We start from the raw sequence: 12502 nt of genomic DNA on the forward strand, positions 1-12502 counted from the left end.
CCAATATTTTTCTTTCCCTCCATTGTACCTGACTTACTTGTATTTTCCACAAGTAATTATCCATATGCTACACTGATAGGGATACTTAACCGTTTGGAGCTGATCGGATGCTGACACTGATTGAACAAGCCGAGGTTTATGCCCCGGCACCGCTAGGGGTTCAAGATGTCTTGATCGCCAATGACAAAATTCTAGCGCTGGGCGATATTTCTTTGCCGGACTCGGTCGACATAAATGTCATTGACGGGCGGAATAACATGCTTATTCCTGGACTGATCGATGGACATGTGCACATCACCGGCGGAGGAGGAGAAGGGGGTTATCACACCCGAACACCCGAACTGGAACTTAGCAGAGCGGTGTCGGCCGGGGTGACAACAGTAGTCGGAGTGCTTGGCACAGATGGCACATCGCGGACACTCCCGGATTTGATTGCGAAAGCGCATGCGCTTGAAAATGAAGGGATCAGTTGTTACGCGCTTGTCGGAAACTACCATATACCCGTTAACACAGTTACAGGCAAAATCGAAGATGACCTCATGCTTATCGACCGTTTGATCGGCGTCGGCGAAATTGCCATCAGTGATCACCGCTCTTCACAGCCGACAAGAAATGAACTGGCGAAACTCGCTTCATCCGCGCGCATCGGCGGGATGCTGTCCGGAAAATCCGGTATCGTTACGGTCCATGTCGGAGCCGGTGAAGGAAAATTAAGCCCGCTTACTGATCTGGTTGAACATACGGATTTACCGATAAACATGTTTTGTCCGACGCATCTGAATCGTTCGAACGAATTGTTCCTCGATGCGTTGAATTTTGCTGATCAAGGCGGATTCCTTGATTTTACAACGAGTACTATTCCGCAAACAAAAGAAGATCAAGTATTGAAAGCAAGCACAGCTGTCCGGCGAGCTCTTGACTACGGTGTCAGTTCAGCACAAATAACGATGACCTCAGACGGTCAAGGAAGCCTGCCGAAATTCAATGAGGACGGTTCGTTTACCGGACTCGGAATTGGCCGGATCGGTTCATTGTATGAAGCGTTTGTCGATTGTATGCTTACAGAGAAAATCTCGGTGGAATCAGCACTTCGCACCGTGACAAAAACACCGGCAGAACTGTTGAAACTTCCGCAAAAAGGCGAGATTGCTGCGGGAAAAGATGCTGATCTCGTTTTAACAAATAAAGATTGGCAAATCGATACTGTTTTTTCACGCGGAAAACTAATGATGCGCGAAGGAACTGCTGTTGTTAAGGGAACTTTTGAATAACAGAAAGGCTTGCCGCATGAATGATTTCATGCGATCAGGCTTTAGACAAACTATATTTTTATGTCAGCCATGAATCCACTATCCTCCGCTTGCCCCGGGCAAGGACTCAGCTAGTATTCGGCGGCCTCATACCGCCGAATCCAGATCTTCGTCGCTTGCTTTCCCGGAGGCGTCGGAGGAGTGGATGCATGGCTTCCTTGATTATGAATACGCTCGATTCAAAGAAGGAGGATGACCCAGCATCCCGGCTTAATCCTGCGGGATAGCGAGACAGGCGAGACCCTGCAGGGCATCAGCCCGAAGCGGCTCGGCGCTCGCCCGCGGAAAGAAGCCGGACGATGCGTAGTCATCCGTTCCTTTTAATATGACATCGATCGATGTCATGACTTTGTCTACACCATTGCCGCATGAAACTTATCATGCGGTTTTTGTCATATATAGTTTACATTATGCAACATATATATTACAATAAAGGCAAATAACTTAAATGGTGGAGGGATGTCCGTGCCGCCAAATAAAAAAATGAAGGCAGCCAGAACGGAAATAGGACTGACCCAAGCTGAGTTGGCGCACATTGTTGACGTAACGAGGCAGACGATTGGTTTGATTGAATCAGGGAAATACAATCCCAGCTTAAATTTATGTATTGCTATTTGCCGCGCGCTCGGCAAAACACTTGATGAGTTGTTTTGGCCGGATAATGCCATTTATGAGGAGTGAGCACATGAGTTTTTTAAAAAAGCTGTTTAAAAATGATTTGGACGAACGTTTAAAAGCTGATTTAAGAAAAGTCCAGTCCGAAGGGTTCAATTTGATGTTTTTCGGTCTGTTGGCGATATTATTCGTCAGGATTGTTATTCAAGGGCATGCCGGTGCTGCGTATCAGGAATTTTTCTTATTATTTATTCTCGCAGCCTTTTATGTCGTTGTGCGAATGATATCAAAAGGAATTGTTGATAAAGCGGATGAGGACAGAGGAGCAAGAAGGAAGAAAAACCTGTTTGTTGCCGTTTTCTCCGCCGGGCTGTTCATCCTTTTTCAATGGCTGTCCGGCGGGATTGAGTCCTTTTTGCATTTAGCGGTTCAACTGTTAAGTTTCTTATTTTTCTTTTATCTGATTCTGACTCTGATGCAACATTTTTCCCTTCGGCAAGCGAATAAACAAATCGAAGAGTAGTTCCTTTGACGATGTCCTTTTACAGGGCATCTTTTTTTGTGACAATCACGTGTCAGCAGTGCTTCGGTGATGTGTGTCACTGTCTCAATCATTTATTCTCGTTACACTCTAAACAAGAAACGTCAGCAACGACAAGATAAAGGGGCTGGAGCTTATGAGTGAGGTTCTGAACAATCGTGAAACAAAGACGGTAGAGCGTTCGGAACGGCAAGAAAAATTAAAGCAAATTATAAAAGAACTCCATAGCGGGAGAACGGTTGAAGAGGTGCGCAGTCAGTTTGAAGAGGCTGTAGGCGAAATCAGCGTCAGAGAAATTTCCCAAATGGAACAATCATTGATGGAAGAAGAAAATATACCTGTCGAAGATGTGCAGCGTCTATGCAGTGTGCATACGGAAGTGTTTAAAGGGGCAATTGAAGATATTCACGGAACAAAGGATGCTTTCAGCGAGGTGAATCACCCGCTTGAAACATTCAGACGGGAGAACCAGGAAATTGAGCAGTTTGTTCAAGTTCATGTCAGCCTGCACTTGGACCGGTTTGCAAAGAACCCGTCTGTTGAAAGCGCGGAAACACTTCTAGCCGATTTAAAAAAGCTGTTAAGTTTAGATGCCCATTACAGCCGAAAAGAGAATTTGCTTTTTCCTTATTTAGAAACATACGGGATATACGGACCGACCCAAGTCATGTGGGGGGGCGATGATCAAATTCGTACAGATATAAAAGATGCGCTTGCTTTGATTAAAGGGCAAGATTGGGAAGTGAACGATGTTTTTGAAAGAGTCTCGCACGTGATCAAAGAGGTTACAGAAATGGTGTTTAAAGAAGAGAATATTTTGTTTCCGATGGCGTATGAGCATTTAACAGAAGATGAATGGCTGAAAGTTGAAAGGGAAGGCGATGTCATCGGCTACGCCTTTATCGAGTCTCCGTCAAGGTGGCAGCCGGAACGGGCCGATTTATCCGGCGGGGAGGAGTTTTTTCAAGACGGAACGATTCAGCTTGAAACGGGAATTTTGCGCGTAGATCAGCTTGAACTGATGATGTCGCATCTGCCGGTCGATATTACGTATATCGATGAAAATGACATTGTCCGCTTTTTCTCCCTCGGCAAGGAACCGATTTTTCAGCGGACGAAATCAGTTATCGGCCGCGCTGTTCAGCATTGCCACCCTCCCAAGAGCGCGCATTTGGTGGAAGAACTGTTGGATGAACTGAAATCCGGCCGCAAAGATACGGAAGATTTTTGGATACCGTTTCAAGAAAAATATATTCACATTCGTTATTTTGCTGTACGGGATCATGCAGGTGTTTACAAAGGAACGCTGGAGATGAAGCAAAATATTCAGCCGATTCAAGAAATCACAGGAGAAAAGCGCTTAATGTCGCAATAACAAGCGCGTCAAATGTTTAAAAATATTGAGGAGGAATATCATATGACGTATAAAAATCAAATGGTCAAAGATATTGTGTTAGAAGTGCCGGGATCGGATGAACTATTTAAGCAAAACCGGATCGATTTTTGCTGCGGCGGGAACCGTCCGTTAGAAGAAGCCGTTAAAGAGAAAGGGTTGAATCAGGCGGAGATTGATGCTGAGCTGGATAGAATCGCCGAACAGACGCAAGTCCGCAAAGATTTTGTTGATTTTCAATGGCAGGATTTGCGCTCTGAAAAATTAATTGATCATATCGTTTATCATCATCACGCATTTTTACAAAAAGAGCTCCCCGAGCTGGAGTTTTATGTAACGAAAATCGCCCGGGTTCACGGTGGTGATCAGCCGTTTTTAATCGAGCTTCATAACCGTTTTATGAATTTGAAAGAAGAACTGACTGATCATTTGAAAAAAGAGGAAGAAATCTTGTTCCCGGCTATTATCGAGTTTGAAGAGAAGCGCTCTGATGAAGCACTGACAAAAGCCGCGGCGCGCCTCGATGAACTTGAGTCTGAACACAGCGGGGCAGGCGAACTGCTTCACAGTATGCGCGCTTTGACATCGGATTATTCTGCACCCGAAACCGCATGTACGACGTTTCGGATGACGTTTAACCGGCTTGAACAATTAGAGAGCGATCTGTTTCAGCATATTCATCTTGAAAATAATATTCTGTTTGCCAGAGTGGCCGCTGCAGCTGCACAAAAAGCTTAAAACAAGAACCTCCCGGTCATCACAATACGTGACCGGGAGGTTCTTTTATTTCCGCGGTTCGAGAATTTTGATATCCCCCATGCCGAGTTTGCACGATAAGACGAGTCTGCGGTCAGCAGTATCGAAATTCGGGCTTTTGTATTCGGTGTTGCGGCTGACGCCGCCTTGTTTGTCACCGAAAATTTTCATATCGCCCAGTCCGATCTCAGCATTAATTTTTACCGGGATATCGTCAGGGATCGTTAATTTAATATCACCGATCCAGGCGCCGATTTTTATTTCGTTATCGCCTTCGTACAGCAATGCTTTTGCGAAATCGATTTTCACATCCCCCATGCCGATATGCACGTCAAAGCCGTCCGGTTCCCAGGGATTTTTGCCGATTTTGATATCCCCGAACATCGTATGCTGTTTTTTCGTGTGAAAATCCGGACGATCTTGATTTTCACGGTACTCTGATACCGGGGCGCGCGGGTGTACGTTTTGTTTATGGCGTTCAGCTGTTTCAGGGTCAAGCTCAATAACTTCGCCGCGGTCACGGTCGACAAGCAATTTAAACGCGATATAAATCAGTATCAGCGGCCAAAGCCATCCCCAAAGATCTGCAGCGGAAAAATCAAAGAAATCAGCTGTTCCGCCGAAAATCACTAAGCCGGCGCCGATAATGACTATGCCCCAGACGATTCTGCCGATATGTTTCCGATCACGCCGCAAACTGCGAAGAAAGAAGCCGATGCCTTCGAGCAATACTTTCAATCCGAAAATAACAATAATCAGCGGCCAATACGTGGAAAGCCATCTGAGCAGCTGTTCATCAGCTAATCCCACGTTTACGAGCAAGTAGACAACACCAAGAATAAGAAAAAACACGGCTAGTATTTTTTTCATATTTTCTCACCTGTTTCTAGAAGATTTTATTTATAGTATACCAAATATGTATGCAAAAATATGCGTTGCGGCTGCAAATTTGTTTTATCAGTATTCACCCTCTTTTGAACGTTCAATGGTATAATTAAACAAATTCAAGTGTTAAACAAATACAGAATAGAAGGAGCGGACTATGAGCGGACGAACAGTAGTAATTACAGGGGCGAATTCTGGTATCGGATTGGCGGCATCGGTGATGTTTGCCGCGATCGGGGATACGGTCGTCATGGCTTGCCGCAACCCTGAGCGGGGAAAAACAGCGTCTGAAGCGGTGATTGAAGCGACAGGGTTTTCGGATGTTCGCATGCGTTTACTTGATATGGCATCGTTTCAATCGATTCGCGATTTTGGCGAGGCGATGCGTGAAGAATTCGGCCATGTCGACATTTTAATTAATAATGCAGCTTATATTGAACACGGCGCGCCGCATCGATTAAGCCCCGACGGGATTGAATTGACGTATGCAACGAATGTTTTCGGGCCGTTTTTACTGACAGAAGAATTGCGCGGGTTATTAAAACAATCTGCGGATCCGCGGATATTGAATGTGGCAAGCAACATCATTAAGCATTTCTTCGCTGAAAAAAAATCATTGGATTTCAATGTCTTGCGCGGGGAATGGCCGGTTGAGAAACGTTTCAGGGTGTATGATCAATACCGCGATTCGAAAATGGCGTTAGTGATGATGACGTTTGCATCAACTGATTCGTTAGCAGCTGACGGTATTGCCGTTAATGCCCTGCAGGTGAACGGCGCGCAAATGTCACGGGCGACGGTTAAAAAATTCACCCGCCCGTGGCGGATTGTAGCGAATATTCAAAATGCCATGCTCCCTCCGGTGCAAGAGATGGCGGCGAACTATGTCGTGTTGACGACAGAAGAGGAATACCGCGGCAAGACAGGCCGATTGTATAATCATGATCGTGCAGAGATGATTTCGGCCCCAGATAACCCGAATGCATGGGAGCGGGTTAAACAAGTTTCCGGTGCGGCGTATTATCCGGCATATGCGGAGAATAAGGCGGTCCAATCCCGTTTAATCGGATTGTGTGAGGAATTTACCGGCGCCTTGCAGCCTCCCTCTTAAACTTGCCGGCGGTTACGGGCGCCAGCGGGCAAATCCTCCTTCTGAATGGATGATTTGTCCGGTTATCCACCGGGATTCATCGGTTAAAAGCCAGCCGATAAGTCTGGCAGGGTCTTCCGGCTTACCGAACCGGCCAAAAGGAAATTTGCTGAGCGCTTGTGCTTTATCGGATTCTGACAGGTAGCCGGTGTCTACAGGTCCGGGATTGATTGTATTGACGGTGATCTGCTTATCAGCCAATTGATCAGCGATCGTTAAGGTCAAGTCGGCCAACGCGCCTTTGGATGCGCTGTAGGCGATTTCTCCCGGCATAGGACCGGAGCGCTGACCCGAGGTTAAATAAATGATGCGCCCGTTTGTTGCTGATTGGGGAAATTGTGCGGCAAAAGCTTGCGTTAACAATAAAACAGAGCGCGCATTCACTTGCCAGTGGTGATCGAGCATGGCGGCATTCAGTTCACCGATGGAACCGTCGGGGGCGCTGGAAGCGTGGTTGCAGACGAGACCGCTAATCGTCCCGGCCTTCTCACAGGCGTATTGCATCACTTCTTCAGCGCTTTTTACGTCGGTGAAATCAGCGTGGATATCATAGAGGGCAGCCTCGCCGACAAGCTCAGCTTCGATCGACTGTTTGACTGTCTCAAGGCTGTCGGCTCCCCACGGCATGTTTTCGTCATGAGGACGGAAATGCTGGATCACAACGGTCGCACCGAGGGCAGCAGCTTGTTTCGCTGCGGCACAGCCGATGCCGTTTAACCGGCTGGCACCGGTGATCAATATCGTCTGGTTTTTTAACGGAAACTGTTTGCGTTGGAAGTTTGAATCAGCAGAAACCATCCAATCACCTCAAAGTAAAAATTTCCAAACGGAGTATTTGATTATACCCGTTTTACATCTCTTTTACGCAAGTAATGAGACCTTCTGTTTAGTGGTTCTAATTAGAAGGTCTCATTATTTTTTAAAAATAAATTGCTTTTTATGGATAAACAAACTAAAATATTACATGTAAGCGTTCTACCAAAGTAGAGAGAAAAAGGGGGCGTTTCTGGCCAACAGTAAAGCTGCAAATCATTCAGTTTTAAAGTCGGGTGAGGAGACAAGCAGAATTTGGCGATAATGACTTGTGTGCAAACGGTTTCGCAAAAAGAGGAAGGTCAATGTAAACCGGCAACCTTGTTTTACAGCACCATACTATGAGAAAGAAAGGTGTGAAGAACATGAAGAAATCATTATATTTACTTTCAGCTTTGGCTTTGACAGCAACACTTGCTGCCTGTGGCGATAACGTCGAGGAAAATGATACGAACGCAGATAACGAAATGAATAACACGAATAACAACGACATGAACGAAGAGAATAATGACCTTGATGAGGAAGAGGATAATCATAACGAAGAAGCAGCAGATGATGACGGTGAAACAGTGACATTGACGTACGCTCGCGGAGCGGATGATACACCGGCGAACGAATTATTAATTGAAGCGTTTGAAGAAGAACACCCTAACATAGAAATTGACATGATGGATCTGCCGAACGATACTGGTGATCAGCATGACCATTACGTCACATCGCTGAGCGCGCAGGATTCTGAAATCGACGTGTTTGATGCCGATGTCATCTGGCCGGCGGAATTTGCCCAAGCTGATTATGTGATGGAACTCGACCGGTTCATTGAACAGGATGACATCGATATGGATGAGTATTTTCCGGGGACCGTAGAAGCCGGAAACTTTGACGGCCGTCAGTGGGCGATGCCGAAATTCAGTGATGCAGGCGTTTTGTATTACCGTACGGATATCTTAGATGAGGCTCCGGCTACTTGGGAAGAGCTGATTGAAGTAGCTGAAGAAAGCCAAGGCGAAGCAGACACTAGTTACAGCTATTTAATGCAAGGCGATCAGTACGAAGGTCTCGTGACGAATGCAATTGAATTTATTGCTGCTTACGGCGGGGAAGTCGTCGATGACGAAAATAATGTTGTTATTGAATCCGATGAAACGATCCGCGGATTGGAAGTAATGGCTGAAATTTATCAAGCTGATTTTGTGCCGAACAACATTAACAGTTTCCAAGAACCTGAAACAGACAATGCGTTTGTTGAAGGGGAGAGTGTGATGGCGCGCAATTGGCCGTACATGCAGTCGATCGTTAACGATGAAGAACAATCTCAAGTTGCCGGTGATGTTGAAATCGCAGCTCTGCCTGAAGGCGATGAAACTGCGGCAGCTACCCTTGGCGGCTGGCAAACGATGATTAACCGTTACTCTGAGCACCCGGAAGAGGCGTGGGAACTGGTGAAGTTTATGACCGGAGAAGAGGGACAAAAAATTACTGCGATTGAAGGCGGAAGCCCTCCAACACTCGAGCACTTGTATGAAGATGACGAAGTACAAGAAGCGAGCGAGCTTTTTGCCGACCCTGAGTTTGTTGAAACACTGCAAAATGCTGTTCCGCGTCCGGTAAGTCCGATTTATCCGGAACTCTCAGATATTATGCAAATTGAGATTTCCCGTGCGATGGCCGGAGATATTTCTCCAGAGGAGGCTGCGCAAAACATGCAAGAAGATATGGAAGCAGCCATGGAAGATTAATCGACCACAGTGAACCGGTCTGTACTGTTAGATGACTTGCAGACCGGTTTGTTTTTTTTTCGGATCGGTGTTCAGTATGTGAACTATCAAACGAACGGCAAGGCAGGTGAATGGCATGCCCCGGAAAGGAAAGAAATCCTTTCAAGTGAATGAAAAACAATTGGGTTATTTGATGGTGCTTCCTGCAATTCTGATTATCCTCGCGGTCATTATTTGGCCGATCGGTCAATCGATGTACAACAGTTTGTTCGATTATCGCTTAAATGACCCGGAACGCTCTCAGACGATGCTCAGCTCTGAAGTTGATTTAGAACGTTATATCGATAATCATTTTTTTCTGGAAGGGACGTTAGAAGACGTTCTGGAAACAGCTGAAGGAGAACCTTGGCAAGAGGAAGCTGAATCAGCAATCGGCGGGATCAGCGAATACCATGAACAGCTTAGAAATGAAGATGAGGTGGCCGAACGTTACGAAACCGTTGAAGAGATGGTCAACAGTTTTGAAGTGGTAGCAGATCAAGATTTAAAATATGCTTCGATTGACTCTGATTTATCAGAAAGTTATGAAGAGGCTCTTCTCAATGCGCAAGACTTAATGAATGAACAGGCGGTCGATGCAGATGAAGAGGACGAGTCGCTCTTTATGGATGCTTCGAGTCAAATCGGGGCCGTTGACCGGGCGCTTCTTTCATCCAATTTTATCGGTTTATCGCATTATACAAATTATTTTCAGGACAGCCGCATGTGGCAGTCACTGGCGAATACATTCATTTTTACCGGTATATCTGTTGCCCTGGAACTGTTTCTCGGATTAATGATTGCCCTTGTCATTCATCGCGCCTTTATCGGCCGGGGAGTAGTCCGAGCTGCGGTGCTGATTCCTTGGGCGATACCGACAGCAGTATCCGCGATGATGTGGCGTTATTTGCTTGACGGTCAATCCGGGGTTATTGCTCATTATTTGGAACAGCTGAATCTAATCGGCGATTCAAGTACGATGCTGTCAACAGCGATCGGAGGAATGTCATCGGTCATTCTAGCGGATGTATGGAAAACAACGCCGTATATGGCTTTGCTTATTTTAGCCGGGTTGCAGACGATTAATTACGGCCTTTATGAAGCAGCTGAAGTTGACGGGGCGAATAAATTGCAGCGGTTTTTCTTTATCACAATTCCGATGTTAAAGTCGACGATTCTTGTGGCCCTTCTCTTCCGGACGCTTGATGCCTTCCGTGTATTTGACTTGATCTATGTATTGACCGGCGGAGGTCCGGCGAACGCAACTGAAGTGATATCCGTTTATGCATATACGACGCTGTTTTCTCAGCAAAACTTCGGGGGAGGATCAGCACTGTCCGTGATTGTTTTCCTCTGTATTGCCTTAATCAGCATAATCTTTATTAAATTAATCGGATCAGACTTGTTTGAAGGAAAAACGGGCAATTCCTAGCAAAGGGGCGGTTACTATGAACAAAAAAGCAGGCCTCGGCTTTTATATCTTTCTTGGCATATTCGTATTCGTGATCATGTTTCCGTTCATTTGGGTATTTTTGACTTCACTCAAACCGTTGGATGAAATCTATTACTCATTTGCATGGTTCACAACTGATCCGTCCTTAAATTCTTATGTGTCAGCACTGACAACGAGGCCGTTGATGACTTACATGGCGAACAGTATAATTGTTTCGTCGCTCACAACGATCATTGCGATCGCGGTAGCGTCCATGGCAGCTTATGCGTTAACCAGACTGCCGATTAAATTTAAAGGCACGATACTCGGGCTCGTACTGGCATCGGCGATGTTTCCGCCGATCGCGATTATATCGCCGATCTTTAATCTAATTAATGATCTCGGGCTTCGAAACAGTTATCCGGGATTGATTATTCCTTACATGACGATCAGTATGCCGCTTGCGGTCTGGATTTTGTCGACGTTTTTCAAGAAGATTCCGTTTGAATTGGAGGAATCAGCCAAACTCGACGGGGCCTCGCCGTTTCAAACGTATCGAAAAATCATTTTTCCGCTTGCAGCGCCGGGGATTTTCACGACGGCTATTCTGGTGTTCATTGCTGCGTGGAATGAATATTTATTTGCGTTAACAATTAACACGCAAGATTCGGCCCGAACGATTCCGGTCGGGATTTCCATGTATCAAAGCCAATATACAGTTCCGTGGGGAGATATTACAGCGGCAACGGTGATTGTGACGATTCCTATTGTTGTGCTCGTTCTCATATTCCAGCGTCGAATCGTCGCCGGCTTGACATCTGGCTCAGTAAAAGAATAAACACGAAGCCTTCCGATTACCGGAAGGCTGTTTCGTGTGCTACGATAAAGCTAAACTTGCAAAAAATGAGAGGGTTGTCGTGTATGTTTAAACGCATTCAGCAAAAGCTAGATGAAATGGCGAAAAAAGAAGCGAAAAAGCAACACAGTTATCCGCCGGCGATCGGATTAAATCTTGTGTTAATGGGAATTGTTACCCCGTTATTGATTTTGTCCTTTCCGCTTTTTATCGGAGAAATCGCGGGTTTGACAGGGATTATGCTTTTACAAATTGGCATTATTGCTGCATGCAGTTTGATATTAGTTTATTATTTTTCCCCCCGGATGACGGCGAGGCGTATGCAAACAGTAAAAAGAGCGATCCCTGCGTTTTATTTAATCATTTTGCTGGCGGGAATATTTTATATCAGTCATATATTTTTGTACGGGCGGGTTATGCTATTTCCCAGTTTATACGCACTCGGATACGGACTCTTTTGGTATGCGATTTTAACATATGTCCGCCGATTGACTGTTCAATCGAACTGATTTATGCAAAAATATAGGATAAATGTGAGGAAAGGTGGGAAATCGATGAAAACGACGTTGAACTGGGAAGGAAAAATGGCCTTTAACGGTATGAACCCGTCAGGTCATGAATTAAGAATGGACGCAGCCCCCGAAGTCGGCGGTGAAAATTCAGGTTCGCGCCCGATGGAGGTCTTGTTGCAATCGGTAGCGGGATGCACGGCGATTGATATCGTGTCAATTTTAGCGAAAATGCGTTTGGAACCGTCGTTGTTTCAAACGGAGGTAGAAGGCGAACGCGCTGAGGAACATCCTAAGCGTTTTACGAAACTGAACATTCATTACATTCTGGAGGGCAATCTGCCTGAGGATAAAGTTGTCCGCGCGATCAGTTTATCAAAGGATAAGTACTGCTCAGTATCCCACACATTGAATGCTGAAATAACGGCGACTTATTCATTAAACGGGGCAGAGCGAAAGCCGGTTGAGTAACTCTCAGCCGGCTT

Annotated in this window: 14 protein-coding genes; 11 read left to right on the plus strand and 3 right to left on the minus strand. The window is 45.7% G+C overall.

Annotated elements, in window-relative coordinates; all coding sequences use genetic code 11:
- The first annotated feature begins 107 nt into the window (after positions 1-107).
- Positions 108-1271, plus strand: coding sequence for a beta-aspartyl-peptidase (gene iadA, locus EDD67_RS03620; RefSeq protein ID WP_121439055.1), 1164 nt, complete (start codon positions 108-110; stop codon positions 1269-1271).
- 249 nt (positions 1272-1520) lie between these two features.
- On the opposite strand, the gene EDD67_RS14140 is transcribed toward iadA, so the two are convergent.
- Positions 1521-1655 (minus strand): hypothetical protein, encoded by a 135-nt coding sequence (locus tag EDD67_RS14140; RefSeq protein ID WP_277872108.1) that lies wholly within the window; start codon positions 1653-1655, stop codon positions 1521-1523.
- Positions 1656-1793: 138 nt separating this feature from the next.
- On the opposite strand from EDD67_RS14140, the gene EDD67_RS03625 reads away from it, so the two are divergent.
- From EDD67_RS03625 to ric, 4 genes are all read left to right on the plus strand, one after another.
- On the plus strand, positions 1794-1991 hold the full coding sequence (locus EDD67_RS03625) for a helix-turn-helix transcriptional regulator (RefSeq protein ID WP_242005943.1): 198 nt from the start codon (positions 1794-1796) through the stop codon (positions 1989-1991).
- Positions 1992-1995: 4 nt separating this feature from the next.
- Positions 1996-2448, plus strand: a complete 453-nt coding sequence (locus EDD67_RS03630; RefSeq protein WP_121439053.1) for a DUF6773 family protein — start codon at positions 1996-1998, stop codon at positions 2446-2448.
- A 154-nt stretch (positions 2449-2602) separates the two neighbouring features.
- Positions 2603-3841 (plus strand): DUF438 domain-containing protein, encoded by a 1239-nt coding sequence (locus tag EDD67_RS03635; protein WP_121439052.1) that lies wholly within the window; start codon positions 2603-2605, stop codon positions 3839-3841.
- A 42-nt stretch (positions 3842-3883) separates the two neighbouring features.
- Positions 3884-4597, plus strand: coding sequence for an iron-sulfur cluster repair di-iron protein (ric, locus tag EDD67_RS03640; RefSeq protein WP_121439051.1), 714 nt, complete (start codon positions 3884-3886; stop codon positions 4595-4597).
- Positions 4598-4642: 45 nt separating this feature from the next.
- Here the strand turns inward: ric and liaF are convergent, their stop codons facing one another.
- Positions 4643-5485, minus strand: coding sequence for a cell wall-active antibiotics response protein LiaF (gene liaF, locus EDD67_RS03645; protein ID WP_093072075.1), 843 nt, complete (start codon positions 5483-5485; stop codon positions 4643-4645).
- Between the two features lie 172 nt (positions 5486-5657).
- On the opposite strand from liaF, the gene EDD67_RS03650 reads away from it, so the two are divergent.
- Positions 5658-6611 (plus strand): SDR family NAD(P)-dependent oxidoreductase, encoded by a 954-nt coding sequence (locus EDD67_RS03650; protein ID WP_121439050.1) that lies wholly within the window; start codon positions 5658-5660, stop codon positions 6609-6611.
- A gap of 12 nt (positions 6612-6623) precedes the next feature.
- Here the strand turns inward: EDD67_RS03650 and EDD67_RS03655 are convergent, their stop codons facing one another.
- Positions 6624-7448 carry an SDR family oxidoreductase gene (locus tag EDD67_RS03655; protein WP_121439049.1) on the minus strand — a complete coding sequence of 275 codons (825 nt, stop codon included), beginning with the start codon at positions 7446-7448 and terminating at the stop codon, positions 6624-6626.
- A 380-nt stretch (positions 7449-7828) separates the two neighbouring features.
- On the opposite strand from EDD67_RS03655, the gene EDD67_RS03660 reads away from it, so the two are divergent.
- The 5 genes from EDD67_RS03660 to EDD67_RS03680 all read left to right on the plus strand — a co-directional run bounded on the left by EDD67_RS03660 (position 7829) and on the right by EDD67_RS03680 (position 12488).
- Entirely contained in the window at positions 7829-9202 is a 1374-nt protein-coding gene (locus tag EDD67_RS03660) for an ABC transporter substrate-binding protein (RefSeq protein WP_307723693.1), read from the plus strand.
- A gap of 115 nt (positions 9203-9317) precedes the next feature.
- The gene (locus tag EDD67_RS03665; RefSeq protein ID WP_121439048.1) at positions 9318-10652 is read left to right on the plus strand and encodes a carbohydrate ABC transporter permease; all 1335 of its coding nucleotides are present in this window, start codon (positions 9318-9320) and stop codon (positions 10650-10652) included.
- 16 nt (positions 10653-10668) lie between these two features.
- The gene (locus tag EDD67_RS03670) at positions 10669-11490 is read left to right on the plus strand and encodes a carbohydrate ABC transporter permease (protein WP_121439047.1); all 822 of its coding nucleotides are present in this window, start codon (positions 10669-10671) and stop codon (positions 11488-11490) included.
- A gap of 83 nt (positions 11491-11573) precedes the next feature.
- On the plus strand, positions 11574-12017 hold the full coding sequence (locus tag EDD67_RS03675; RefSeq protein WP_121439046.1) for a hypothetical protein: 444 nt from the start codon (positions 11574-11576) through the stop codon (positions 12015-12017).
- Between the two features lie 45 nt (positions 12018-12062).
- A complete protein-coding gene (locus EDD67_RS03680) occupies positions 12063-12488 on the plus strand; it encodes an OsmC family protein (RefSeq protein ID WP_121439045.1) in 426 nt (141 codons plus the stop codon).
- Positions 12489-12502: the final 14 nt, after the last annotated feature.

The organism is Salisediminibacterium halotolerans, assembly GCF_003814815.1.
GTDB lineage: Bacteria > Bacillota > Bacilli > Bacillales > Salisediminibacteriaceae > Salisediminibacterium > Salisediminibacterium halotolerans.